The organism is Kordia sp. (genome assembly GCF_050633145.1).
In the GTDB taxonomy this organism is placed as follows: Bacteria; Bacteroidota; Bacteroidia; order Flavobacteriales; family Flavobacteriaceae; genus Kordia.
This window is the reverse complement of sequence record NZ_JBOEFY010000029.1, coordinates 1-25,755: the sequence shown is the minus strand read 5'-3', so window position 1 is coordinate 25,755 and position 25,755 is coordinate 1. Positions and strand designations below refer to the sequence as shown.

The following is a 25,755-nucleotide window of genomic DNA, read 5'->3' as shown; positions in this document are numbered from 1 at the left end:
TTATTTAAACTAAAAATTGAAATAAATCAGGTTTATCATTTAGGTAGTCGCCATAAAAGTTCCTTAATTTCATTTTAGTAATCAATGCTTCTAAATCTTCAGCATTTTTTAATTGCAATCCTACGACTGCTGCACCGTTTTCACGATTGGTTTTTTTGGTATATTCAAAATGAGTAATATCATCTGTAGGTCCTAAAATTTCCGCTACAAATTCGCGCAAAGCTCCTGCACGTTGTGGAAATTTGATAATGAAGTAGTGTTTTAAATTTGCATATAATAATGCACGTTCTTTAATTTCTGCAGTTCGTGTAATGTCATTGTTACTTCCACTTACTACACATACTACATTTTTTCCTTGTATTTCAGTTGCATATTGCGATAATGCACTAATACTTAGAGCTCCTGCAGGTTCAACCACAATTGCCTGTCGGTTGTATAAATCTAAAATAGTTTGACATACATTGCCTTCATCTACCGTAATCATTTGGTGTAAATTTTCTTTACAGATGGCAAAGTTTAAATCACCAACACGTTTTACCGCCGCACCATCCACAAAGTTTTCAATACTTTTTAAGGTTGTATTTCTTTCTTTTTGAATAGATGTTGACATAGAAGGCGCACCTTTTGGTTCTACACCAATAATCTTTGTTGTTGGAGACAACATTTTGAACACAGAAGACAATCCTGCGGACAATCCGCCACCGCCAACAGGCACAAATACATAATCAATTGGAGTTTCAAGTTGATTTAAAATTTCCAATCCGATGGTTGCTTGTCCTTCAATGACTTTTTCGTCATTAAATGGATGGATGAATGTTTTGTTTAAACGTTCTGATTGCTCTATTGCTGCATGATACGCATCGTCAAAAGTATCGCCAATTAATACAACCTCAACATATTCTTCACCAAACATTTTGACTTGTTCAATCTTTTGGTTTGGCGTTGGAGTTGGCATAAATATCGTGCCTTTTATTTGTAAAAGTTTACACGACAAAGCTACACCTTGCGCATGATTTCCAGCACTTGCACACACAATTTCATTTTCTATTTGTGTAGCAGTTAGTGATGAAATTTTATTATACGCACCACGAATTTTATAGGAACGCACTTGTTGTAAATCTTCTCGTTTTAAGTAGACATTACAATTCCATTGTTTTGAATAATAATCATTGTAACTCAAAGGCGTTACCGAAGCAATGCCTTTGAGTGTTTTCGCAGCCGTTTTAATTGCTGCTAACGTTGGAGCGTATGTTTTTGTGGGTGTTTGCAAAATGTTTTTTTAATTAAGTTTTCTGAGCTGTTCTCGATACAATTTTTATCTTCTTGACCTTGTCAATCTGACAAAAACCACTCGAACTGACGTTTACGTATTTTGAATATCTAAGCGTCACTTCGAGTGAAATCCTGGAAGAATTTAGTATCGAGAAGCTCTTTGATACTAGTATTTTTTTTGACTAAACCGCAACTGGTTTTTCATTTTTAGCCGTTGTTTTGATCGTTTTCATTGCCGTCATTGCAGCTCTGAGTCGTTTTCCAACCGCTTCAATTGGGTGATTTCTTATGGAATCATTTACTGCAATTAAATCTAGATTGTCTACTCCATTTGATGCTGAAAATGATTTTCCGATCACAGAAGTATCAACCGTTTCCATAAAGCTTGTTAACAATGGTTTGCATGCATGGTCAAATAAGTAACAACCGTATTCAGCAGTGTCAGAAATTACTCGATTCATTTCAAACAGTTTTTTTCTAGCAACCGTATTTGCGATTAATGGTAATTCGTGTAATGATTCGTAATAAGCAGAATCTTCAATAATTCCAGCATTTACCATTGTTTCAAACGCCAATTCTACACCCGATTTTACAAAAGCGACCAATAACACACCATGATCAAAATACTCTTGTTCTGAAATATGATCCGTTGTTAAGGCAGTTTTTTCAAAAGCAGTTTCGCCTGTTGCTGCACGCCATGTTAGTAAGTTTTTATCATCGTTTGCCCAATCTTCCATCATTGTTTTTGAAAAATGTCCCGAAATAATATCGTCCATGTGCTTCTCAAATAATGGCTTCATGATACCTTTTAATTGTTCTGACAATCCAAATGCTTTAATTTTTGCAGGGTTTGACAAACGATCCATCATGTTGGTAATTCCTCCATGTTTTAAGGCTTCTGTAATTGTTTCCCAACCTAATTGAATGAGTTTTGCAGCATAATTTGCATCAACTCCATCTGCGACCATTTTATCAAAAGCCAAAATAGAACCTGTTTGCAACACACCACATAAAATAGTTTGCTCGCCCATTAAATCACTTTTTACTTCTGCAATAAATGACGATTCTAATACACCTGCTTTGTGTCCTCCTGTTGCAACAGCATAGGCTTTTGCTTGATCCCAACCTTTGTTTTCTGGATCATTTTCTGGGTGTACTGCAATTAATGTTGGTACTCCAAAACCACGCTTATATTCTTCACGAACTTCCGTTCCTGGGCATTTTGGCGCTACCATGATTACGGTGATATCTTCACGAATTTGTGTACCTTCTTCTACGATATTAAAACCATGTGAATAACTTAAAGTTGCGCCTTCTTTCATTAAAGGCATCACTGATTTTACAACGTTTGTATGTTGTTTGTCTGGCGTAAGATTTAATACTAAATCTGCCGTTGGAATCAAATTAGCATACGTTCCTACTTTGAAACCATGAGATGTTGCGTTTTTATATGAATTGCGCTCTTCATCGATTGCAGCTTGACGTAATGCGTACGAGATATCCAATCCTGAATCGCGCATATTTAATCCTTGGTTCAGACCTTGGGCTCCACAACCAACAATTACAATTTTCTTTCCTTTCAATGCATTTACGCCATCTTCAAACTCTGAAGCATTCATAAATCTACATTTTCCTAATTGTGCTAGTTGTTCTCTTAATGGTAATGTATTAAAGTAATTTGACATGATTTCCTTTTTTTTGAAGTAAGAGTCAAGACTTTCTTACTCTTATGTTTGTTGTTTGTTTTAATTAAATTTCTCTAGAATCAAAATTCTAGCATCTAATATCTTTTTTAGTTGTTGATTGCTTTAAGCATGTTTGATATTTTCATTTCTTCTTTGGAAACTGCAATTCTTCCTGAACGCGTAAATTGCATGATTCCAAAGGCACTAAGTTCTCTATGTAATAATTCTATTTCTTCTTTTCGTCCTGATTTTTCTATGACAAAAAACTGCTTGTTTACTGTCACAATTCGGGCATTGCTATCTTTTATAATATTTTGAATTTGACGCTCATCAAACAGTAAATCGGATTTCATTTTAAAGATGCAAGATTCTTGATAAATGATTTCTTCTTCTGTGTGATAATACGCTTTGATAACTTCTACTTGTTTTTCGATTTGCCCAATGATTTTCTTAACCTTTTCTTCGGTCATAATTACAACAATGGTAAATCTAGAAACACCTTCAATTTCGGAAACAGAGATATTCATGCTTTCGATATTGATATGCCTTCGCTGAAAGATCGCTGAAATTCTATTCAACAATCCGATGTTATTTTCGGTATATACCGAAATCGTAAATTGTTTGCTTTCTTGTTCCATAATTACGCTAATCTTATGTCTGAAACCGATGCTCCTGTTGGAATCATTGGAAATACGTTATCTTCTTTTTCTACACAAACTTCTAGGAAGTATGCTTCTTTACTTTCCATCATTTCTTTTATCGCTTCCGCTAACTCTGAACGTTTTGTTACACGTCGAGCGTTTAAGTGATATCCTTTTGCAATTGCTACAAAATCGGGATTGGTCATTTCTGTTGAAGCGTAACGCTTGTCAAAAAATAATTGTTGCCATTGACGTACCATTCCTAAGAAATCATTGTTTAACACCACAATTTTAACTGCTGCTTTTTGCTGAAAAATGGTTCCTAATTCCTGAATTGTCATTTGATAACCACCATCACCACAAACACAAACTACTTCGCGTTCTGGCGCAGCCATTTTTGCACCAATTGCAGCAGGTAAACCAAATCCCATCGTTCCTAATCCGCCAGAAGTAATGTTACTTTTAGTCTGATTGAAGTTTGCATAACGACAGGCAATCATTTGATGTTGACCAACATCTGAAACAATGGCTGCTTCACCTTTGCTTTGCGTGTTGATTTCTTTCATCACTTCACCCATTGTCAATCCTTCTTTCGTTGGGTGCAAATCATTTTTGATGACTTTTTCATACTCAATCGCATATAAATCCTTGAATTTTTGATGCCATTCTGTATGTGAATTTTTATGTATGAATGGAAGAATTGTTTCTAAGCTTGCTTTTGCATCACCTAAAACCGCCACATCTGTTTTTACATTTTTATCAATTTCCGCAGGATCAATTTCGAAGTGAATCACTTTTGCTTGTTTGGCATACGTTTCTAGATTACCTGTTACACGATCATCAAAACGCATTCCGATAGCAATTAACAAGTCGCATTCGTTTGTTAATACATTTGGTGCATAGTTTCCGTGCATACCAACCATTCCTACATTTAATGGATGCTCTGTTGGAATTGCAGAAGCTCCTAAAATTGTCCATGCTGATGGAATTCCTGCTTTTTCAATGAATGCTTTAAATTCAGCTTCAGCTTGACTCAAAATCACGCCTTGTCCCCAAACTACCATTGGTTTTTTAGCGTTATTGATCAATTCTGCAGCAGCGCTAATAGCATTTTTATCCGTTTCAGGCACAGCTTTGTAACTGCGAACTCCTGTGCATTTTTCGTATGCAAAGTCAAATTCTTCAAATTGCGCATCTTTTGTAATGTCAATCAACACAGGACCTGGACGACCACTTCTGGCAATGTAAAATGCTTTTGCCATGACTTCTGGAATTTCAGAAGCTTTCGTTATTTGATGATTCCACTTTGTTACTGGTGTAGAAATTCCAACAATATCCGTTTCTTGAAATGCATCACTTCCTAGTAAATGTGAACCTACTTGTCCAGTAATACACACCATTGGTGTTGAATCGATTTGCGCATCAGCAATTCCTGTAATTAAGTTGGTAGCTCCTGGACCAGATGTTGCAATTGCGACACCAACTTCTCCAGAGATTCGTGCATATCCTTGAGCGGCATGTGTAGCACCTTGCTCGTGACGTGTTAATACATGATGAATTTGATCTTGATACTTGTATAATTCGTCATATACTGGCATAATTGCTCCGCCAGGATATCCGTATAATGTGTTTACGCCTTCAGCTAATAAGCAACGTACAATAGCTTCGCTTCCTGAGATACGATCTGTTTGTTGAAGTGTTTGTTTTGTTTTTTGTATGGTTTTTGTTTCCATAATTGTGTGTTTATAAGGTTCCCGTTTTCATTTCGACTCCGCTTAATGAGCGTGCAGGAACGAAAAAGGATTATTTAGAATTCATCCGTTACGCAACCTTTTGATGCGGATGAAACAGTTTTTGCATATTTATATAATACACCGCGTTCAAATTTGAGTTCTGGTGCTTTCCATTGTTTTCTACGTTCTTGAAGTTCTTCTTCATAGACTTCCAATCGTATTGTGTTCGTTTCTGCATCAATTGTGATGATATCACCATCTTTTACCAATGCTAGCGTTCCGCCTTCTTGTGCTTCTGGAGTAATGTGTCCGACGACAAAACCATGTGTTCCGCCTGAAAAACGTCCATCTGTAATTAGTGCAACATCTTTTCCTAAACCAGCACCCATAATTGCGGCAGTTGGCTTTAGCATTTCTGGCATTCCTGGTCCGCCTTTTGGTCCTTCATAACGAATGACGACAACATCTCCTTTTTCTACTTTACCATCACGAATTCCATCATTTGCTTCGTATTCACCTTCAAATACTTTTGCTTTTCCAGAGAATTTTAAGCCTTCTTTTCCTGTGATTTTCGCAACACTTCCATCACTTGCTAAGTTTCCGTATAACATGCGCAAGTGTCCTGATATTTTTATTGGATTTTCAATTGGCTTGATGACATCTTGACCTTCCGTTAAATCATCAACATCTAATAAGTTTTCTGCAATTGTTTTTCCTGTTACAGTCATACAATCGCCATGTAACAATCCTTTTTTTAATAGATATTTTAATACTGCAGGAATTCCTCCAACCGCATGCACATCTTCCATAAGATATTTTCCACTTGGTTTTAAGTCTGCTAAGAATGGTGTTGTGTCACTTATTTTTTGAAAGTCTTTTAGTGTAAAGTCTATTTGTGCAGCTCTTGCAATTGCTAAGAAGTGTAATACTGCATTGGTTGATCCGCCAAGAATCGTTACCAAACGCACTGCATTTTCTAAAGATTTACGCGTGATGATATCCGATGGTTTGATATCTTTTTCTAGTAATACACGCATTGCTTCACCAGCCGCAATTGATTCTTGCTTTTTTGCATCACTCAACGCAGGATTTGACGAATTGAATGGTAATGTCATTCCCAATGCTTCTATTGCAGATGCCATTGTGTTTGCTGTGTACATTCCGCCACAAGCGCCAGCACCAGGACATGCTTTTTCAACAATGTTTTGGTATTCTGTTTCGTCCATCGTGCCAGCAACTTTACTTCCCCATGCTTCAAATGCTGAAACGACATCTAGTTTTTTTCCATTGTGACAACCAGAATCAATGGTTCCTCCATATACGAGAATGCTTGGACGATTTAGGCGAATCATTGCCATTAATGCACCAGGCATATTTTTATCACAACCAACAACCGTGATGAGTCCATCATAACTCATTGCTTGCACCACCGTTTCCATAGAATCGGCAATGATATCACGTGAAGGCAACGAATAACGCATTCCAGGTGTTCCCATAGAGATTCCGTCACTTACGCCAATTGTGTTGAATATTAATCCAATTACATCTTCGTTTTTTGTTCCTTGTTTTGCCAGCTTTGCCAAATCGTTTAAGTGCATGTTACATGGATTTCCTTCGTATCCAGTACTTGCAATTCCGATAATGGGTTTAAAAAAGTCTTCTTTCGTTAATCCAATTGCATGTAGCATGGCTTGCGCCGCTGGTTGCGTAGGATCTTGCGTGACTGTTTTGCTGTATTTATTTAAGTTGTTCATCCTGCTTTTGATAAATTTTTAGAGCGCTCACAAAGCACTTCTTGCTTATATAGTTTCATCAGTTTGTAACCAAGTGACGATTCCCACGAAAGTGGAAATTTATATTCGTCCAACGATTCCAAACCAACAACTTCAGCGGCAGTTCCTGTAAAGAATGCGCTGTCTGCTTGCTTTAATTCGTCTAGTGTAAAATGTTTTTCTTCTATTGAAAATCCTGCTTCTTTACAGATTTCAATAATCGTAGAACGCGTAATTCCTGCCATGATGTGTCCGCGTTTTGGCGTATAGAGCTTGCCATCTTTTTCCATGAATATGTTAGCACCAGAACATTCTGCTACATTTCCGTTCATGTCTAACAATAAGGCTTCATCATATCCTGCATTTTTAGCTTCGTTGGTAGATAGGATTGAGTTGATGTAATGCCCTGTAACTTTTGCTTCTACAAAACACGATTTTGGATTTGGTCTTTGAAATTGAGATGTCTTTACTTTTAAGAGTTTGTCTCCCATATATTTTCCCCATTCCCAACATTGGATTGTAAGTATTGATTCATCAGATGTCAATAAACTCATGTTTGCGCCTGTGGTTATAATAGGTCTTATGTATGCGTCTTGTAAGTTGTTTTTTTCTAGTAGTTTGTATGTGATATCAACGAGTTCTTCGATAGGATAGTCGCACGAAATTCCCATGACCTCAGCGCCATATTTTAGACGTTTGTAATGGGCTTCTGCTTTGAAGATTTTTGCACCAAATTTGGTTTTGTATGCTCTGATCCCTTCAAAAACACCATTCCCGTAGTGCAATGCTTGACTGTACATGTTTCCAGAAGCCTTTTCTGGATGCATGTATGTACCGTTATGGTAGATGATACTGTCTTCTTTGTAATACATTTTTATAGTTATTATGATTCGAAATTAATTTTATTGTATTGTTTTCTATGTTCAGTTTTGGTTATTTCACTAAAACCAATTGTTAAATTTTTGATTTAAATTATTGTTTTTCAGTATTTTACATGTTATCAAATACAACACTCAACACCTCATTTTTATTTGTGATTTGCACCCATTTTTTTGATTTCACCTCCTAGTTTTCATATAATGAGATTTTGATCTTCATCAGAATTAATTCAGCTTACAGTTTTGTGTTCACCATTCTGGCTTCTCAAAACCGAGTTTCACAAAAAAAAGCCTGTATCACGATTGATACAGGCTTTTTGTTTTTATATAGCAAATCGTATCAACTCAGGAGGAGTTCATAATAATAATGACGATGATGATAATGCTAGTTTGGTTCATTGTTGTTTGTTGTTTGTTGTTTGTTGTTTGTTGTTTGTTGTTTGTTGTTTGTTGTTTGTTGTTTGTTGTTTTGACTGCATCCTTCGGATTTGTCAAAACAGAGTTTCACTAAATAAAAAAAGCCTTCCCGATGAAGGAAGGCTTGTAAATTTTATAGTGAAATTTTAAATAGCGTTCCTTATCGTTGTGAGCGAATCACAATGACATTGATAGAAATGATATTTATAATTTGTTTGTTCATTTGTTAGATCAAATATTATAAAAGTTTTTTTAGAATCCTAATTTAATATTGAAAAATGTTGTTGTTGTTTTCTGTCTTTGCAGAGAAATGGGTTTGTTTTTAGTGTTTAATTCTTCCGTATGATTTTAAGATTTTTAACGTCCAGAGCGTCTGTATACCAGCCCATTCTAATTTTGTCCCTTCACTAATTCCATACCAAGTGTCCCACCTTCCATCATTTTTTTGTTTATCAATTAAACCTTTTATATCTGACTCAATCGTTTCTTTAGAAAAGATAGGATTCAAGATATTTTCAGTATATGGAAAATAGCTTAAACTGTGAGGTTTTCCATAAAGTCCCCAACCATCATCCAATCTGTCTTGACTTAATACTCCGTCAGCAGCTATCCATGTTTTTAAATTGTTAATGGCTATTGCTGCTTTTTTTCTATTTTTTGTGTGTTCTAAAAAGTGCAATCGCCTAGGAATACAGAGGTGACAAAAAACATGTTTTTCTTGTATTCTGTCAATTTCTGACCAAACAAATTTTTCAGCATTTTTCATCCAAGGAATGTCTATTTTGTGTTTTTCAAGTATTCCTAATAGTGATGAAGTTGTACTTAAAGCCGCCCATTCTTTGACTGTTTTAAAGTGTCCGCCGCATGGATATTCGCTTTTAGGTCTAAACATCCAAGGAATTCCCCCTTTATCAGTTGTTATACTTTCAAAATACGGCATGAAATCTTTTAGGATTAATTCTTGATTTAGATAGTTGACTTCATCTAAGATTTCGAGTGCCATAATGCTAAAAAGAGGTTGACTTTCGGGCGAAGCTGTATCAGGTTCCATTCCAAAACCAAAACCTCCATCATTATTTCGATATGCGTACACTGAATGAAAAACTCCAGTTGCAGAACCTCCATTAAAGTGGAAATCATACAGTCTTCGTTCTATCATTCTTGCATTTGCTAAGATAAAATCTCTCGCTTTATCAAAATTCTCCTTGCTGAGTTCCATATGTATTAGATCGTTTTTAAGTAAACTTGTCCGAAGTTAAAGCTAAATGAATCTTATGTGAAATCAAAGTGTTAATCTAATTTTTAATACTTGCTGTATGTTTTGAGAATTTTAACCTACACTCTCGGCAAATCGCTATCATCTTTTAATGGAAGACTTGATTTCCCCATTAAATACGCATCTACATGATGTGCCGCTTGGCGACCTTCTGAGATTGCCCAAACAATTAATGATTGTCCTCTACGCATATCACCAGCCGTAAAAATTCCCGATTGGTTGGTTGCATAGTTTTTTGTGGTTGCTTTGATATTACTTCTGAAATCCATTTCGAGTTCAAATGCTTCTGCCAATGTTTTTTCTGCACCTGTAAAACCTAACGCGAGCAATACTAAATCGCAATCCCAATGTTTTTCTGTGTTTGGAATTTCTTTGAGTTGTGGACGTTCTCCTTCTTTAAAAATCCATTCTACTTCCACCGTTTTTAAACCTGTGAGATTTCCGTTGGCATCACTTATAAATTTCTTTGTAGAGATACTAAAAAAACGCTCCACACCTTCTTGATGTGATGATGTTTCTTTGAGTTTCATCGGCCAATACGGCCACGGTTGATGTGCAGGACGACCAATAGTTGGTTTGCTTAATATTTCAAAATTTGTGACCGAAGTTGCACCATGACGATTGCTGGTTCCGATACAATCTGAACCTGTATCACCACCACCAATGACAATTACTTTTTTGTCTTTCGCTGAAATGATTTCATCAAAATTCAACAAACCATCTACATATTGATTGTTTTGTTTTAAGAAATCCATTGCTTGATGTACACCTTTTGCATCTGCACCATCAATAGGAATGCTTCTTCGAACAGTTGCACCGCCGCAAAGCAAAATCGCATCAAAGTCTTCTTTTAGTTGATTCGCTTTTACATTTACACCAACATGTGCATTTGTTTTGAATGTAATTCCTTCTTTTTCTAGAACTTCTACACGCCTGTCTATAACCTGTTTTTCCATTTTGAAATCTGGAATTCCGTAGCGTAGTAAACCACCAACTTTTCCATCACGTTCAAAAACAGTTACAGTATGACCTGCGCGATTGAGTTGTTGTGCTGCTGCTAAACCTGCTGGTCCAGAACCAATGACAGCAACTGATTTTTCGGTTCGTACTTTTGGTGGTTTTGCTACTATCCATCCTTCCGCAAAAGCGGTTTCCACAATATTTTTTTCAATGTTTTCAATACTTACCGGATCTTCATTGATTCCTAATACACAAGCTTCTTCACATGGAGCAGGACATAAACGACCTGTGAACTCTGGAAAGTTATTGGTGGAATGTAATATTTCTGCCGCTTCTTTCCATTTTCCTCGATAGACTTTATCATTAAAATCTGGAATTAGGTTTCCGAGCGGACAACCACTGTGACAAAACGGAATTCCGCAATCCATACAGCGCGCACCTTGTTCTTGAAGTTTCTCTGTTTTAAGTGCAATTGTAAATTCTTTGTAATTTTTGATACGTTCAGCTGGAACTTCATAGGCTTCATCCTGACGTTTGTGTTCTAAAAATCCTGTTACTTTTCCCATGTGTTACGCTGTTTGAAGTTTTTCTTGTTCTAATCGTACTAATGCTTTTCTATATTCTTCTGGCAATACTTTTATGAATTTTGGTAGATAGTCTTCCCAATTTTCTAGGATTCGTTTTGCCAATGGACTTGACGTAGCTTTATAATGATTTTCAATAAGTTGTTTTAACTGTGTTTTGTCTTCTTCCAATTCTATCAAATCAACGTTTAAGCTCTCCGAATTACAGTTTTTGAAAAATGTATTGTCTTCTGCTAAAACATATGCGATTCCTCCACTCATTCCTGCGCCAAAATTACGCCCTACTTTTCCAAGAATTACTGCAACTCCGCCAGTCATATATTCGCATCCGTGATCGCCAATTCCTTCTACAACCGCTTTTGCACCTGAGTTTCGCACACAAAAACGCTCACCAGCTTTTCCATTGATGTATACTTCTCCTGAAGTTGCTCCATATAAGGTTACATTTCCTGTGATAACATTGTCTTCTGGAATAATGGTCGATGCAGATGGAACTTTGATTATTAGCTTTGCGCCCGATAATCCTTTGCCCAAGTAATCGTTTGTGTTTCCGTGGACTGTCATGCTGATTCCTTTTGTGGCAAATGCACCAAAACTTTGTCCTGCAGCACCTTTAAAGTCTATGTTGATCGTATCTTCAGGCAAACCTTCTGCGCCATATATTTTTGAAATTTCGTTACTTACAATTGCGCCAACAGCTCTATCAATATTAGTAATATTCATTTGCAAATCCGTTCGTTGTCTTCTGAACAATGCTTGATGCGCTTGCTTGATTATTTTGAAATCTAAATGTGTTTCTAAGTTATGATCTTGTTTTTCCGTATTGTATAGCTTGACATCGTCTGAAACTTCTACTTTGTGTAGAATTGGTGTTAAATCGATTCCCGAAGCTTTGTAATGTTCGATCGCTTTGTTTCTGTTGAGTTTTTGCACTTGTCCAACCATTTCGTTCACCGTTTTGAATCCGAGTTTTGCCATAATTTCTCGTAATTCTTGCGCTACGAAATACATGTAATTCACTACATGTTCTGGCTTTCCTTTGAATTTTTTTCGCAATTCAGGATTCTGCGTTGCAATTCCGACAGGACAGGTATTTAAGTGACACACACGCATCATAATACAACCCGAAGCCACTAACGGTGCCGTTGCAAAACCGAATTCTTCTGCGCCAAGCAAACAGGCAATCGCAACATCGCGACCTGTTTTTAATTGTCCGTCACATTCTAAGACAATTCGGTTACGCAAATCGTTCATGACTAAGGTTTGTTGCGCTTCTGCGATTCCTAACTCCCAAGGCAATCCTGCATGTTTTAATGATGTTAACGGAGAAGCTCCTGTTCCGCCATCAAAACCAGAAATTAAAACGACATCGGCTTTTGCTTTGGCAACTCCAGCCGCGACTGTTCCGACACCAACTTCAGAAACCAATTTTACATTGATTCGCGCTTCTCGATTGGCAGATTTTACATCATAAATCAATTGCGATAAATCTTCAATGGAATAAATATCGTGATGTGGTGGTGGCGAAATGAGTCCGACATACGGCGTTGAGTTTCGTGTTTTTGCTATTTGCGGATTTACTTTTGGACCTGGTAATTGTCCACCTTCACCAGGTTTTGCACCTTGTGCTATTTTGATTTGAATTTCGTTTGCGCTTGTGAGATAGTTTGAAGTCACACCAAAACGTCCAGAAGCCACTTGTTTGATAGCTGAATTTTTCCAGTCACCTTGCGAACTTTTATAGAAACGCTCTTGATCTTCTCCACCTTCACCAGAATTCGATTTTCCTCCAATTCTGTTCATCGCAATGGCTAAATTTTCATGCGCTTCTTTACTGATAGAACCGTACGACATGGCGCCCGTTTTGAAACGTTTTACAATTGCTGTCCAAGGCTCTACTTCTTCTAGCGGAATTGGATCGTATTGATCGAATTCAAACAAACCTCTAATTGTCATTAAACTTTTAGATTGATTGTTTACTAATGCCGAATATTCCTTAAAAGTAGAGGCTTTATTGGTTCTTACCGATTCTTGCAATTTTGCTACCGTTAACGGATTGAACACATGTTTTTCTTGTCCGCGTCGCCATCTGTATTCACCACCAACTTCAATATCTGCATTGACTTCGTTTACTTGGAATGCTTTTTTGTGACGTTTTACAATTTCTTGTTCTATTTCGCGCAAGCCAATTCCTTGAATTCGTGTTGGTGTGTTTGGAAAATATTTTTTGACTGTGTTCGAATTGATTCCGATACATTCAAATAGTTGTGATCCGCGATAGGAATTTAGTGTTGAGATTCCGATTTTGTTCATCACTTTTAGAATCCCTTTTCCAACCGCTTTGTTGTAGTTTTTGATTGCGGCTAAATATTCTAACTCTGTAATATCACCATCTAACACTTGCTTTTCAACAATTTCATTTACGATATACGGATTTACCGCACTTGCTCCAAAACCAAATAGTAAGGCAAAATGATGTACTTCACGTGGTTCAGCAGATTCAATGATCAGACTTATTTTTGAACGTTTTTTGAGTTTGTGCAACGCATGATTTAAATACGAACATGCCAATAATGCTGGAATTGGCGCATGCTTTTCATCTACATATCTATCCGAAAGGATAATAATATTAGCACCATTATCAATTGCTTTTGACGCTTTGTGCTTCAAGTTTTCTAGCGCAATTTCTAATTCGTTCAACCCTCTATTTACTTCATATAACATCGAAATAGATTCTACCTTGAAATTAGGATTGCTATCATAGTTTCTAATTTTGTCTAAATCGTGTTTTGAAATGACTGGGTTTTGAATTTTTAGTTTTTTACAGTGTTCCGCATTGATATCGAAAAGATTTACATCGCTTCCTAAAGTAAGACTGATATCTGTAATTAATTCTTCTCGAACACCATCTAACGGCGGATTTGTCACCTGCGCGAATAGTTGCTTGAAGTAGTTATAGATTAATTGCGGTCTTTCCGACAGAATGGCAATTGGCGTGTCGCTTCCCATAGATCCAATTGGTTCTTTTGCCAATTGTGCCATTGGGCGAATGATGGTGTTTAAATCTTCTTGCGTATAGCCAAAAACTACTTCACGTTTTTTGAGTTCAATTTCGTCATATTTGATCGGTCCTTTTTTTGCTGAAATATCTCGTAAGTGAACCAAGTTTTCATTCAACCATTTTCTGTACGGATGTTTTGCTGCGATGGATTCTTTAAGTTCTTCATCGTTTACAATTCGTCCTTCATTCATATTTACTAAGAACATTTTCCCAGGTTCTAATCGCCCGTGAAATGCTACATTTTCTGGTTTTATATCCACAACACCAGTTTCCGAAGACATGATTACATTTCCATGCTTTGTTACTGTATATCGTGATGGACGCAATCCGTTTCTATCCAAAACGGCTCCAATATAATTACCATCTGTAAACGGAATTGAAGCTGGTCCGTCCCAAGGTTCCATTAAACAAGAATTGTATTCGTAAAACGCTTTTTTAGCATCAGACATGTTTGGGTTTTTCTCCCAAGCTTCTGGCACTAACATCATCATTGTTTCTGGCAATGAGCGACCTGTCATGAGTAATAATTCCACGACCATATCTAAGGTTGCTGAATCTGATTTTCCTTTTAAGATTGTTGGAATTATTTTTTTAATGTCTTCGCCGAATAAAGGACTTTCCATGATTTCTTCGCGAGAAAACATACGTGAAACATTTCCACGAAGTGTATTTATTTCTCCATTATGACAGATGTATCTGAAAGGTTGTGCTAAATCCCAGGTTGGAAATGTGTTGGTTGAAAAACGCTGATGCACTAACGCCAAACGCGTATCTAAATCAGTATCAAATAAATCTAAGTAATATTCATTGATGTGTTCTGGTTTTAGCAATCCTTTAAAAATGATAATCTTTGTGGATAAGCTCGGCACATAAAAGAACTTTGATTCCGATAGTTTAGAATTATATATTGTGTGTTCCGTTATTTTACGAGCTGCAAATAGTTTTAGGTTGAAATCTTGATCCGATTGTTTTGCATTAGATTTCCCTATAAATAGTTGTTTTACAAAAGGTTCTGTTTCTTTTGCTATTTCACCTAGTATTTTACTATTTACAGGTACATTTCTCCATCCAATAAGTGTAAGACCTTGGTTTTTTATTTCCTTTTCAAAAACATCGATACAATACGCACGTTGATTGTCTTTTTGCGGAAGAAATACATTACTTACCGCATACTCACCTGAGTTTGGTAATTTAAAATCACACGATTTCTCAAAAAATGTATGTGGAATGTCTATTAAAATACCTGCGCCATCACCAGTGACACCATCGGAACTTACAGCTCCACGATGTTCTAGTTTCACTAAAATCTCAAGTGCTTTATGAATAATATCGTTTGAACGTTTTCCTGTTAAACTACATATAAATCCTGCTCCGCAATTGTCATGTTCAAATTCTGGTAAATAGAGTCCTTGTTTCTTCAACATTATCAAATAATTTTCGGGGTTTTTTACACCTTATTTATTGTCTAATATAGGATCAAGAATTTTATAATAAAAAAAGAAGAAACACTTTTCACAAATCGATAATTAAAGGCTCTCTAAATGAAAAATTAGCAATTTTTAGCACAAAAACTACCAATAATACATTTAAAATAATCGCTCCGTAAAATGGTAAAAATTACGAAAACGTTTGCGAAAAAACTGTTTTATTAAAAATACATTATTGATTTTCTTAAAATAATGATGATTCCTCAAAATTCGTATTATCGAATTATTAAAAAAACATAAAAAAAAGAGTATACCCTAAAAAAATAAGGGTGTAAATTTTCATATTGATAAAAATTTACTTTTTACCCCTGTTTTTTTTAGGGTCTAGATAAAGTTTACATAGATTTGATGGTGACTAATCAAAAACAATAAACTTTATGAAACGTTTTTTTACACTAACATTACTTCTAACAACTTTAGTTATGAGTTCACAAGAAAACTCCGATGTTCCTCAAAAAAAATTCTCTTTTGAAGGAAGCGTTGATGCGTACCACAGAACAAACCTTACTGCCCCTAATGACGCAGATCAAATTGCACCTGCAACTTCTTTTGCAGACACAGCTGGTTTTTCACTGGGCATGGCTAATATTATAGCTGCTTATGAGAAAGGCAAAGTTGGTGGTGTTGCCGATTTAGTTTTCGGTCCAAGAGGAGAAGCCGCAAGTGCTACAGTACTAAATCAGTTATTTGCCTATTACAACATAAGCGAAAACACAAAACTAACTATTGGTAAATTCAACACCTTTTTAGGGTATGAAGTTATTTCTCCAACTGGAAACTTCAATTACAGTACTTCTTATTTGTTTTCAAACGGTCCTTTTTCACATACTGGTTTGAAAGCTGATTTTACACTTTCGGAAGATTTTAGCTTGATGTTAGGTGTTTTTAATCAAACAGATGTTACAGAGTTTAATCCTGACGGAAGTTATGCTGTTGGTGCACAAGTAGGTTATAAAAGTCAATTCTTAAATCTCCTTTATGACAAAGCTGGATTGGGTTTTGAAATAGATTACACAGGTGGTTTTGACGCTTCCGCAGATTTCTACATTGGAATTAATGCCGCTTTCGCAGACAATGAAGGTGAAGGATTTTATGGCGTAGACATTTATCCTCAATATAGTGCAAACGAATCCCTAACAATCGGTTTGCGAGGAGAATATTTTCAAACACAAAGCGATGCTGTAAGTGATGATCCTAGTGTCTTTTCAGTAACACTTACAGGAAGTTATGTTGTTGACGAAGATTTAATTATCAAACCTGAATTTCGATTTGATAGTGGGTCAGAAGACATCTTTATTGACACAGATTTAATGGCTACTAAAAGCTTAGGTTCTTTCGTTTTAGCCGCTATCTACAAATTTTAATTAAGCAATAACTAATCATAAATACAATGAAAAAAATTGAAGCCATTATTAGAAAATCTAAATTTTCTAAAGTAAAAAAAGCACTGCACGAAGTAGGTGTGAATTTCTTTACCTATTGGGATGTTACAGGCTTAGGAAATGAAAAAGAAGGTCATGTATACAGAGGTGTTTCTTATAGCACTAGCGACATACAAAGGCGCTATTTATCCATAGTTGTTAACAACGATTTTGAAGAAGTTACCATAAAAGCTATTCTAGAAGCTGCCGCTACAGGTGAAGTTGGTGATGGTAAAATATTCGTTTCACACATCGAAGAAGTTTACAGAATACGAACAGGAGAAAAGGGCGGAAACACACTAAAATAAATTACAAAATTAGAATTATGGAATTATTAACTATCAATAATGTATGGATGATGATCTGTACAGCACTTGTTTTCTTTATGCATTTAGGATTTGCATTTTTAGAGATAGGATTGACAAGACAAAAAAACACAATAAACATTCTATTCAAAAACATATTTATCATTACGATTGGTTTATTACTCTACTATATAGTTGGGTTTAACTTAATGTACCCTGGAGAGTTTAATGGATTCATTGGTTTTGCTGGTTTTGGATTAGATGCTCCTTTAACCGAAGGCACTTTAGACCTTGCATACAATCAAGGATATACATATTGGACTGACTTTTTATTTCAAGGAATGTTTGCAGCCACAGCAGCTACTATTGTTTCTGGTGCAGTTGCTGAGCGAATGAAAATTGGTCCTTTTATGATTTTTACAATTTTATATGTAGGATTTATTTATCCAATTGCTGGTTCGTGGAAATGGGGCGGTGGATTTTTACAAACTTTAGATACTCCATTTTATGATTTTGCTGGTTCAACTTTAGTACATTCTGTTGGTGGCTGGGCTGCTTTGGTAGCAGTTTGTTTATTAGGCTCCAGAATTGGGAAATTTAAAGAAGGGAAAATACAAGCTATTCCTGGACATAATATTCCATTAGCAACTGCCGGAGTGTTAATTCTTTGGTTAGGTTGGTTTGGGTTTAATGGCGGTTCTGTTTTATCTGCAGATCCTGCTGCTACATCTTTAACTTTAACAACAACTTGTTTGGCAGCTGCAGCTGGTGGTGTTGTGGCAGCTTTAGTATCTACCTTAAAGTTTAAGAACCTAGACTTAACTATGTTTTTAAATGGTATTTTAGGAGGATTGGTAGGAATTACTGCTGGTGCTGACCAAATGAGTCCAACTGACGCTATTATTATTGGAGCAATAGCGGGTGCAATTATTGTATTTGCAGTATCGCTTATTGATCGATTAAAGTTAGATGACCCTGTTGGAGCTATTGCTGTACATTTAGTTTGTGGAATATGGGGAACTTTAGCTGTTGGAATCTTTGGAAACTTAGCAGGTGGCGCACAATTTTTAAGTCAATTAATTGGTGTAGCATCGTATGCAGGAATATGTTTGGTTTCTTCCTTTTTAATCATATTTGTCTTGAAAAAAACAATAGGTATTCGAGTTTCCGAAAAAGAAGAATTAGAAGGTCTTGATGCACACGAACATAGAATGGATGCTTATCCAGATTTTAGATTGAACGAACATTAAGAATCATTGTTCAATTTATAGTATAACAACTACAAAAAAGCCTTTGAAATACGTATTTCAAAGGCTTTTTTTACATTGTAATTCGTCAATCGTTCATGAATGGCATTAAATTTGTATTTTTAGATGCAACCTTTAATAATTTTATAATGAAAAAAATTACGTGTCTACTCGTTTTATCATTGTTTTGTTTTACTGCTGTAAATGCACAATCTTGGAAACAACTTCGCGGTGGCGGAAAAGGACAAGCTATTTCTAATGACAACGGAACCGTTTGGGTGATTGGTATAGGAAATAGTGTTTTCTCGCATAATGGTCGTTTATGGAGAGAATATCCTGGTGGAGGAAAAGCCTTAGATATTGCCGTACACAATGGAACACCTTATATTATTGGGTTGAATAACGGAATTTGGAAAGGAACTGGCTCAGGTTGGGTTCCGATGCCTGGCAATGGACTCGGAAAAAAGATTTACAGTGACAACGGTCAGTTGTGGATAATTGGAGTTAATAATAATGTGTTTTCGTTTGATGGTCGCAACTGGAATTTATATCCTGGTGGCGGAAAAGCAGTTGATATTGCAGCACATCGAGGAGTTCCATATATCATAGGAGAAGATGGAAGTATTTGGCGTGGAAATGGAATGGGCTGGATGCAACTTCGCGGAGGAGGAATTGGACAAAAAATAGCGACCGACCGAGATGGAACCGTTTGGGTTATTGGAGTTAATAATGGAATCTTTCGCTACAGATATAATCGTTGGGTTGAATATCGTGGTGGCGGAAAAGGATTAGATATTACAGTGCATCAGGGTATTCCATTTATTATTGGACTCCAGGGCTCTGTTTGGAAAGGATAATTAGATACTTTTATGAAATAAAAAAAGAGGTTCAGTTGAACCTCTTTTTTGTGTTTTTATATTTTATTTTTAGACCCAAGCATTGACAATTCCGCCCATAATGGCAAAAGTAACAATCCAATAACCGACATTAATCAGTATATATTTGAATGATTTTTGCTCAAAGAGTGCATTGGTTACTAAAACTGGCATTGCAACAAATAAAGCAGTCATGATTCCGTGTACAACACCATGACCAAATGTGTGAAATTTAGTGACTTCAACGCCGTGTAAATCTGGAGGCATTCCTCCGCTTATTACTGAATTTGCGTAGATAAAGAATACCGCTATAAAAGCTAATACAACGCTTATACTAAAACGTAATATCATTCCTTTTTGTGCCTTTTCTTCAGTAATTCCTGTTTCTTTCATCCAAGCTTTTCCGAATAACGGTCCATACCATAGAAATCCAATGACAAGTGTAGATAATGCAGCTACAATGAGCGCAATCCAATTAACGTTTTCCATAATTTTGATGTTAGTTAATAAAGTTTTTTAGGTGTCTTAAATGTACCTTTTTTTCACTAACAATCAAATAGTTACTCTAAATTTTCAGGTTTTTTACCAAATCGGCGCGTGTCTTCTTTGGTTAATATTTTGAACGTTTTTGCTCGTGGTACATTGCGTAAAGCTTCATTGAATTGTGCTGGCAAACCTATTAATTGACGTGTTTTTAAATCGATCCAAGCGCCCATCATTTCACAGCTTGCAAAGTTTTTTCCGTTCGCATCATAAAAATTATGAAGAAATTCAAAGAACATTCCATCTTCACTTAATCCGGCAACTTCTAACGAGACTTTTACAGGCTTCCCTGAAAATGCTTCTTTAAAATAATACATGTGCTCATAAAACACTACAGGGCCAATATTATTTTTAGCTAATTCTCTCTGTGTGAATCCGTTTTCAATCAAAAATCCCATACGTGTATGGCTCATAAAATTGATATATGCAGAGTTTGCTAAATGACGATTTGCATCTAAATCGCTCCAACGGATGTCAAATTCTTTAAAATACATTATATTTATTTTTTATTTTCAAAAATAGCATGCCAATAGTTAAAAGTCATTACAATCCACCTCTTATTTTTAAAAATGGTCATTTTTCTACTATTCACTCTGGTCTTTACAGAAATGTTTCAGGTGTGTATCAGAAGCGGGAACGCATTACGTTAAGTGATCAAGATTTTTTAGATTTAGATTGGAGTTACGCTGCCTACCATAAAAATGTATCTAAACTTATTATTATTTTACATGGTTTGGAAGGCAATGCACAACGCTCGTATATTAAAGGAACCGCAAAGATTTTTAATCGTAATGGATATGATGCCATTGGAATAAATCTTAGAAGTTGTAGCGGAGAACCAAACCGATTATACAGAGCTTACAATGCAGGTGCTTCCGAAGATTTAAGAGAAGTTATTGAATATATTTTGACCAACTACCCACAATATTCTCATATTGTTTTGAAAGGATTTAGTATGGGTGGAAACCTGTTATTGAAGTATTTGGGTGAACCTATTCGAGTTCCGAAAGAAGTAAAAGCTGCCATTGCGATTTCTGTTCCATGTCAATTAGAAGGTTCTTTGAAGCAGATGGGACGTGTAGAAAACTATATGTATAACCGAATGTTTGTTAAAAGTTTACGAGAGAAATTAGTAGATAAACATAGTGCTTTTCCTAGTTTGATTAAATTAGAAGATATTAAAAACGCAAATTCGATGTTACGCATTGACAATTTGTACACCTCTAAAGCGCATGGTTATAAAGATGCTGCCGATTATTATAAAAAGTGTTCATCCAAACAGTTTATTCCAAATATTAAGATTCCAACCTTATTAATCAGCGCAAAAAACGATTCATTTTTATCTAAAAGCTGCTATCCTATAGAGGAAGCCGAACAAAATGAAAACTTTTATTTTGAAATGCCTAAATACGGCGGACATGTTGGTTTTTTTAATAGAGGCGACGTCTATTATACCGAAAAAAGAGCCTTTGATTTTGCTACTTTGGCTTAAAATGTGAATTTCGTTGATGAATCCATATGGCTTTTTGTGATAGCAATATTCCAATTGCCAATGACACGAATGCACCAATAGAAATACCTGGAATATACTTGATAAAGAGAAAGAAATCATAGGTTCCGTGGAAACAAGTAGCCAATGCCAATCCTAAAAGATTGTATTTTACACGATTTCTGGAAAATTTGGCTTTCCCCATATAATATCCCATAATAATTCCAAAAGTAGCATGCGCAGGAACTGCTGTAAATGCTCTGTATATAGCAATTTCAATTCCGTCTTGAAATGCGTATGCTAAGTTTTCGGTTACTGCAAAGCCCATGGAAACCATAATTGCGTACATGATACCATCATACGGCTCATCAAACTCCTTATGTCGCTGCGCAAAATAACGTACAAAAATATATTTACTAAATTCTTCTACCAACGCTACTACTATAAATGCTTTACAGAATTGAACCCACCAAATCTTCATTTCCAATTCTGGAAAATATCGTGATGTAACAAAGTGGGAAACTGATGATATTAAAATACTACCAATAGCTCCTAATAAAAAACAGATCATTAGGAGGTGTCGCGGTTCTTTATCATATTTATCACTATAATAAATATAGAGTATAATTAACAGCGCAGGTGCAATGGATATTAATATTAATGGCATTAGGCAGTTTTGTCAAAAATAAAAAAATAAAAGATATGAAAGCTCAAGAGAAAGCTTAACTTAAAAAATGATGCGTTTCTATTGGCAAATCATATAAATTACAACTGAAAAATTTGGCGGAATCCAACAAATAATTTTGATAAATGTCTTGAAAACACACAGAATAGCAACTCACAAATTCAAGCTTTGTCACTAATTTTACTATTTTTGCCGTATGATAAAATCTATGACAGGATTCGGAAAGTCTGTAGAACAACTTCCGACTAAAAAAATAACGATTGAGTTAAAATCACTCAACAGCAAGAGTTTGGATTTGAATGCGCGAATTCCTTCGTATTATCGAGAAAAAGAATTGATGATGCGCAAAACAATTGCCAAGACGTTATTACGTGGAAAGGTAGATTTTTCTTTGTATTTGGAAATGACCGCAGAAGAAACCTCAACGGTAATTAATAAAGCTGTTGTGAAAGAATACATGAATCAGCTTCGTGAAATTGAACCTAATGCAGATGATGTAGAATTGTTGAAAATGGTGGTACGAATGCCAGATTCATTAAAAACTGAGCGTGAAGAGATTGACGAAAAAGAATTTGATGTAATTTCAAAAGCATTGCAACACGCTATCTCACAATTGGACGAATACCGACTTGCAGAAGGAAAAGTACTAGAGAAAGACTTTTTATTTCGCATAGAAAATATTTCTACATTGCTTCAAAAAGTAATTGATATGGATGATGAGCGTATGACTTCTGTGAAAGTACGTTTGCGTCGTGCCTTAGATGATTTGAAAGAGCAAGTAGACGAAAATCGTTTTGAGCAAGAATTAATTTACTACTTAGAAAAATTTGATATCACAGAAGAAAAAGTACGTCTAGCAAATCACTTAGATTATTTTTCAAAATCTATAAATTCTTCAGATTCTAATGGAAAAAAGCTTGGTTTCATCACACAAGAAATTGGTCGTGAAATCAATACCATTGGTTCTAAATCTAATTACGCACCTATGCAGCAATTGGTTGTGCAAATGAAAGACGAGTTGGAGAAAATTAAGGAACAACTTTTAAACGTGTTGTAAAATGAAAAGAGGGAAGTTAATTGTATTCGCTGCACCTTCTGGCGCAGGAAAAACCACTATTGTTCACCATTTATTAGGTATTCCTGAATTAAATTTAGAGTTTTCTATTTCGGCAGCTTCTCGCGAAAGACGAGGAGAGGAAGTTGATGGAAAAGATTATTATTTTTTGTCTCCGAAAGATTTTAGACAGAAAATTAAAAATAAAGAGTTTTTAGAGTGGGAAGAAGTGTATCCTGAAAATTATTATGGAACGTTACAAACAGAAGTAGATCGTATTTGTGATTCTGGAAAGAATGTCATTTTTGATATTGATGTCGTTGGCGCTTTACGAATTAAAGGAAAATTTCCAGAAGAAACTTTAACTGTTTTTGTTGAACCGCCACATATCAATGAATTGATTGTTCGCCTAAAAAACAGAAAAACGGAAAGTCAAGAAAAAATTAATATGCGCATTGCCAAAGCTCCTGCAGAAATGGCAAACGCACCACAGTTTGATGTTAGAATTATGAATGACGATTTGGAAACAGCAAAAGCTGAAGCTGAAAAAGTAGTTGCTCATTTTATTGGACTCGAAAAAAGTAACTAAATAAAGGTATACGGATGAAAGTTGGTTTGTATTTTGGCACGTTCAATCCTATTCATATTGGACATTTATCAATTGCCAACCACATGGCAGAATATAGTGACTTAGACGCTATTTGGATGGTTGTTACGCCACATAATCCATTTAAGAAGAAAAGTTCTTTGCTAGACAATCATCATCGCTATGAAATGGTGATGATAGCTACTGAAGAGTATCCAAAAATTAAACCTAGTAAAATAGAGTTTAACTTACCGCAGCCAAATTATACTGTAAATACCTTAGCGCATTTAAAAGAAAAGTATCCGAAAGATGAGTTTTGCCTTATTATGGGTGAAGATAACTTGAAGAGTTTGCACAAGTGGAAAAATTACGAAGTGATTTTAGCAAACCATGATGTATATGTATATCCGCGTATTTCAGAAGGAACGGCGGAACATCAATTTACGGATCACCCGAAAATTCATAAAGTTGCCGCACCAATTATGGAGATTTCTTCTACGTTTATTCGTAATGCGATTAAAGATAAAAAGAATATCAAGCCTTTGTTACCAAACGATGTTTGGAAATATGTGGATGAAATGAATTTTTATAAGAAATAGACTCGCTTCACTTCGGCAGGCTCAGTGTGAATGCTGCTAGAACGTGCTGTTGCTCTTTTAAACTTTTCTTACTATTGCGAGATGTTTTTTGAATTATAAGCTCTTGAAAAGTTTATAAACGTTATTTCGAGTAATTTTTCAATTAAAAACTAATACACTTTCGTGTACAAATGCTCTTCGTTATTTTCCATATCTACCAACACTAAAATGTCATCATCTTGATTGTCGGCATCTTTAACTTCATAACATTTTGAAGAATTTGCTTCATCATCAACAATCTTTACAAATAACGAGCTGTATTCGCTGTTCTCATCACATTGTGTAGAAACGGTGTAATGATAAGGTTTGCTTTCTTTGTTTTCGGAGTACAATGTACCTATACCATTTTGATGAAATTCCAATTTGTTTGCTGGATTTTCTTGAGATACCCAAGCGCCAAGAATTTCCTTTTTTGGCGTCACAAAAGATGTAACAACCATTAATATCAATAATAAGATAGAGAGCGGAATAATTATTAAAGGGCGATAACTTCTCATAGTACTGACTATTTAGACAGCAATATTAGGAAGTTTTCAAGATACGACACAAGGGGACTTTTCCCCTTTTTTATAGTTTTTTCACTAAAGTCTACCTATAAATTCTTTACAAAAATGGTTTTTAAGCTTTGTTAATCGTCTAATGTAGGAATTCGGAGTACTTGTCCAGGATAAATTCGGTCTGGATCTTTTAGCATGGGTTTGTTGGCTTCAAAGATTTCTGGGTATTTCATGGCGTTTCCATAATATTGCTTTGCGATTTTTCCAAGTGTATCGCCTTTCGCTACTGTATGAAATTGCGCTTCTGGCGCTTGTACTTCAACATCCATTTGATCTTCTACCATTGCGATTCCCATTGTATTTCCGACAACTAATATTACTTTTTCTTTGGTAGATTGATCTATTGCTTTTCCAAAAATAATTGCCGTATCTCCATCTAGAGAAACACATAAATTTTCGACTTGCAAGTCTAAATCATATATAGTTTCAGTAATTGCACTTTCTGCTTTTGCTTTTTCATCAACCGCAGATTCAGTTACTTCTACTGTATTATCAGAGGTGTCTTCAGTAGACTTCCTGCCAAATATTTTATCTCCTACATCTTTTATAAAGGCAAATAAGCTCATATTGTTTGGTGTTTGGTGTTTGG

At 35.6% G+C, this 25,755-nt stretch carries 22 protein-coding genes; 8 read left to right on the top strand and 14 right to left on the bottom strand.

The genetic code is table 11. The annotated features are described in order from the left end of the window. Positions 1-4: 4 nt before the first annotated feature. The 9 genes from ilvA to gltB all read right to left on the bottom strand — a co-directional run bounded on the left by ilvA (position 5) and on the right by gltB (position 15,703). Complete coding sequence (ilvA, locus tag ACRBBL_RS15490; RefSeq protein ID WP_431369980.1) at positions 5-1,270, bottom strand: threonine ammonia-lyase IlvA; 1,266 nt, start codon at positions 1,268-1,270, stop codon at positions 5-7. 184 nt (positions 1,271-1,454) lie between these two features. Next, a complete protein-coding gene (ilvC, locus tag ACRBBL_RS15485) occupies positions 1,455-2,957 on the bottom strand; it encodes a ketol-acid reductoisomerase (RefSeq protein ID WP_431369979.1) in 1,503 nt (500 codons plus the stop codon). Positions 2,958-3,064: 107 nt separating this feature from the next. Beyond that, the gene (gene ilvN / locus ACRBBL_RS15480) at positions 3,065-3,595 is read right to left on the bottom strand and encodes an acetolactate synthase small subunit (RefSeq protein ID WP_431369978.1); all 531 of its coding nucleotides are present in this window, start codon (positions 3,593-3,595) and stop codon (positions 3,065-3,067) included. 2 nt (positions 3,596-3,597) lie between these two features. Further along, positions 3,598-5,331 (bottom strand): biosynthetic-type acetolactate synthase large subunit, encoded by a 1,734-nt coding sequence (gene ilvB / locus ACRBBL_RS15475; RefSeq protein WP_431369977.1) that lies wholly within the window; start codon positions 5,329-5,331, stop codon positions 3,598-3,600. Between the two features lie 74 nt (positions 5,332-5,405). Next, on the bottom strand, positions 5,406-7,085 hold the full coding sequence (gene ilvD, locus ACRBBL_RS15470; RefSeq protein WP_431369976.1) for a dihydroxy-acid dehydratase: 1,680 nt from the start codon (positions 7,083-7,085) through the stop codon (positions 5,406-5,408). Beyond that, complete coding sequence (locus ACRBBL_RS15465) at positions 7,082-7,975, bottom strand: branched-chain amino acid transaminase (protein WP_431369975.1); 894 nt, start codon at positions 7,973-7,975, stop codon at positions 7,082-7,084. Before ACRBBL_RS15465 ends, ilvD begins: the two co-directional genes overlap by 4 nt. A 745-nt stretch (positions 7,976-8,720) precedes the next feature. Beyond that, on the bottom strand, positions 8,721-9,617 hold the full coding sequence (locus ACRBBL_RS15460; RefSeq protein WP_431369974.1) for a hypothetical protein: 897 nt from the start codon (positions 9,615-9,617) through the stop codon (positions 8,721-8,723). Between the two features lie 116 nt (positions 9,618-9,733). Continuing rightward, positions 9,734-11,200, bottom strand: coding sequence for a glutamate synthase subunit beta (locus ACRBBL_RS15455; RefSeq protein ID WP_431369973.1), 1,467 nt, complete (start codon positions 11,198-11,200; stop codon positions 9,734-9,736). Between the two features lie 3 nt (positions 11,201-11,203). Further along, positions 11,204-15,703: a glutamate synthase large subunit gene (gene gltB, locus ACRBBL_RS15450; RefSeq protein WP_431369972.1), complete on the bottom strand. Its 4,500-nt coding sequence runs from the start codon at positions 15,701-15,703 to the stop codon at positions 11,204-11,206. 440 nt (positions 15,704-16,143) lie between these two features. On the opposite strand from gltB, the gene ACRBBL_RS15445 reads away from it, so the two are divergent. From ACRBBL_RS15445 to ACRBBL_RS15430, 4 genes are all read left to right on the top strand, one after another. Then, complete coding sequence (locus ACRBBL_RS15445) at positions 16,144-17,130, top strand: outer membrane beta-barrel protein (RefSeq protein ID WP_431369971.1); 987 nt, start codon at positions 16,144-16,146, stop codon at positions 17,128-17,130. Between the two features lie 26 nt (positions 17,131-17,156). Further along, positions 17,157-17,495, top strand: coding sequence for a P-II family nitrogen regulator (locus tag ACRBBL_RS15440; RefSeq protein WP_431369970.1), 339 nt, complete (start codon positions 17,157-17,159; stop codon positions 17,493-17,495). A gap of 17 nt (positions 17,496-17,512) precedes the next feature. Next, positions 17,513-18,742 (top strand): ammonium transporter, encoded by a 1,230-nt coding sequence (locus tag ACRBBL_RS15435; RefSeq protein WP_431369969.1) that lies wholly within the window; start codon positions 17,513-17,515, stop codon positions 18,740-18,742. Between the two features lie 146 nt (positions 18,743-18,888). Continuing rightward, positions 18,889-19,596 carry a hypothetical protein gene (locus ACRBBL_RS15430; RefSeq protein WP_431369968.1) on the top strand — a complete coding sequence of 236 codons (708 nt, stop codon included), beginning with the start codon at positions 18,889-18,891 and terminating at the stop codon, positions 19,594-19,596. 69 nt (positions 19,597-19,665) lie between these two features. Here ACRBBL_RS15430 and ACRBBL_RS15425 read toward each other — a convergent pair whose 3' ends face one another. Further along, a complete protein-coding gene (locus ACRBBL_RS15425) occupies positions 19,666-20,103 on the bottom strand; it encodes a DUF1761 domain-containing protein (protein ID WP_431369967.1) in 438 nt (145 codons plus the stop codon). 71 nt (positions 20,104-20,174) lie between these two features. Beyond that, positions 20,175-20,651, bottom strand: a complete 477-nt coding sequence (locus tag ACRBBL_RS15420) for an acyl-CoA thioesterase (RefSeq protein ID WP_431369966.1) — start codon at positions 20,649-20,651, stop codon at positions 20,175-20,177. Positions 20,652-20,680: 29 nt separating this feature from the next. Between ACRBBL_RS15420 and ACRBBL_RS15415 the strand changes: the two genes are divergently transcribed. Continuing rightward, positions 20,681-21,649, top strand: coding sequence for a YheT family hydrolase (locus ACRBBL_RS15415; RefSeq protein ID WP_431369965.1), 969 nt, complete (start codon positions 20,681-20,683; stop codon positions 21,647-21,649). Here the strand turns inward: ACRBBL_RS15415 and ACRBBL_RS15410 are convergent. Continuing rightward, positions 21,636-22,313, bottom strand: coding sequence for a PrsW family intramembrane metalloprotease (locus ACRBBL_RS15410; RefSeq protein ID WP_431369964.1), 678 nt, complete (start codon positions 22,311-22,313; stop codon positions 21,636-21,638). The genes ACRBBL_RS15415 and ACRBBL_RS15410 overlap by 14 nt on opposite strands. 226 nt (positions 22,314-22,539) lie before the next feature. Between ACRBBL_RS15410 and ACRBBL_RS15405 the strand changes: the two genes are divergently transcribed. From ACRBBL_RS15405 to nadD, 3 genes are read left to right on the top strand one after another with little or no spacing between them, the layout of a single operon-like run. Beyond that, positions 22,540-23,388, top strand: coding sequence for a YicC family protein (locus ACRBBL_RS15405; RefSeq protein ID WP_431369963.1), 849 nt, complete (start codon positions 22,540-22,542; stop codon positions 23,386-23,388). A gap of 1 nt (position 23,389) precedes the next feature. Then, positions 23,390-23,974 (top strand): guanylate kinase, encoded by a 585-nt coding sequence (gene gmk, locus ACRBBL_RS15400; RefSeq protein WP_431369962.1) that lies wholly within the window; start codon positions 23,390-23,392, stop codon positions 23,972-23,974. A 14-nt stretch (positions 23,975-23,988) separates the two neighbouring features. After that, positions 23,989-24,570 carry a nicotinate (nicotinamide) nucleotide adenylyltransferase gene (gene nadD, locus ACRBBL_RS15395; RefSeq protein WP_431369961.1) on the top strand — a complete coding sequence of 194 codons (582 nt, stop codon included), beginning with the start codon at positions 23,989-23,991 and terminating at the stop codon, positions 24,568-24,570. A gap of 149 nt (positions 24,571-24,719) precedes the next feature. Here nadD and ACRBBL_RS15390 read toward each other — a convergent pair whose 3' ends face one another. Both ACRBBL_RS15390 and lysM read right to left on the bottom strand, forming a co-directional pair. Then, positions 24,720-25,106, bottom strand: coding sequence for a hypothetical protein (locus tag ACRBBL_RS15390; RefSeq protein WP_431369960.1), 387 nt, complete (start codon positions 25,104-25,106; stop codon positions 24,720-24,722). Positions 25,107-25,237: 131 nt separating this feature from the next. Continuing rightward, on the bottom strand, positions 25,238-25,732 hold the full coding sequence (gene lysM / locus ACRBBL_RS15385) for a peptidoglycan-binding protein LysM (RefSeq protein WP_431370038.1): 495 nt from the start codon (positions 25,730-25,732) through the stop codon (positions 25,238-25,240). Positions 25,733-25,755 lie beyond the last annotated feature (23 nt).

What these genes read in the sequence shown, in the direction of transcription:
- ilvC (WP_431369979.1), bottom strand. Translation starts at nt 2,957, where the DNA reads ATGTCAAATTACTTTAATACATTACCATTAAGAGAACAACTAGCACAA.
- ilvN (WP_431369978.1), bottom strand. Translation starts at nt 3,595, where the DNA reads ATGGAACAAGAAAGCAAACAATTTACGATTTCGGTATATACCGAAAAT.
- ilvB (WP_431369977.1), bottom strand. Translation starts at nt 5,331, where the DNA reads ATGGAAACAAAAACCATACAAAAAACAAAACAAACACTTCAACAAACA.
- ilvD (WP_431369976.1), bottom strand. Translation starts at nt 7,085, where the DNA reads ATGAACAACTTAAATAAATACAGCAAAACAGTCACGCAAGATCCTACG.
- ACRBBL_RS15465 (WP_431369975.1), bottom strand. Translation starts at nt 7,975, where the DNA reads ATGTATTACAAAGAAGACAGTATCATCTACCATAACGGTACATACATG.
- ACRBBL_RS15460 (WP_431369974.1), bottom strand. Translation starts at nt 9,617, where the DNA reads ATGGAACTCAGCAAGGAGAATTTTGATAAAGCGAGAGATTTTATCTTA.
- ACRBBL_RS15455 (WP_431369973.1), bottom strand. Translation starts at nt 11,200, where the DNA reads ATGGGAAAAGTAACAGGATTTTTAGAACACAAACGTCAGGATGAAGCC.
- gltB (WP_431369972.1), bottom strand. Translation starts at nt 15,703, where the DNA reads ATGTTGAAGAAACAAGGACTCTATTTACCAGAATTTGAACATGACAAT.
- ACRBBL_RS15445 (WP_431369971.1), top strand. Translation starts at nt 16,144, where the DNA reads ATGAAACGTTTTTTTACACTAACATTACTTCTAACAACTTTAGTTATG.
- ACRBBL_RS15440 (WP_431369970.1), top strand. Translation starts at nt 17,157, where the DNA reads ATGAAAAAAATTGAAGCCATTATTAGAAAATCTAAATTTTCTAAAGTA.
- ACRBBL_RS15435 (WP_431369969.1), top strand. Translation starts at nt 17,513, where the DNA reads ATGGAATTATTAACTATCAATAATGTATGGATGATGATCTGTACAGCA.
- ACRBBL_RS15430 (WP_431369968.1), top strand. Translation starts at nt 18,889, where the DNA reads ATGAAAAAAATTACGTGTCTACTCGTTTTATCATTGTTTTGTTTTACT.
- ACRBBL_RS15425 (WP_431369967.1), bottom strand. Translation starts at nt 20,103, where the DNA reads ATGGAAAACGTTAATTGGATTGCGCTCATTGTAGCTGCATTATCTACA.
- ACRBBL_RS15420 (WP_431369966.1), bottom strand. Translation starts at nt 20,651, where the DNA reads ATGTATTTTAAAGAATTTGACATCCGTTGGAGCGATTTAGATGCAAAT.
- ACRBBL_RS15415 (WP_431369965.1), top strand. Translation starts at nt 20,681, where the DNA reads ATGCCAATAGTTAAAAGTCATTACAATCCACCTCTTATTTTTAAAAAT.
- ACRBBL_RS15410 (WP_431369964.1), bottom strand. Translation starts at nt 22,313, where the DNA reads ATGCCATTAATATTAATATCCATTGCACCTGCGCTGTTAATTATACTC.
- ACRBBL_RS15405 (WP_431369963.1), top strand. Translation starts at nt 22,540, where the DNA reads ATGACAGGATTCGGAAAGTCTGTAGAACAACTTCCGACTAAAAAAATA.
- gmk (WP_431369962.1), top strand. Translation starts at nt 23,390, where the DNA reads ATGAAAAGAGGGAAGTTAATTGTATTCGCTGCACCTTCTGGCGCAGGA.
- nadD (WP_431369961.1), top strand. Translation starts at nt 23,989, where the DNA reads ATGAAAGTTGGTTTGTATTTTGGCACGTTCAATCCTATTCATATTGGA.
- ACRBBL_RS15390 (WP_431369960.1), bottom strand. Translation starts at nt 25,106, where the DNA reads ATGAGAAGTTATCGCCCTTTAATAATTATTCCGCTCTCTATCTTATTA.
- lysM (WP_431370038.1), bottom strand. Translation starts at nt 25,732, where the DNA reads ATGAGCTTATTTGCCTTTATAAAAGATGTAGGAGATAAAATATTTGGC.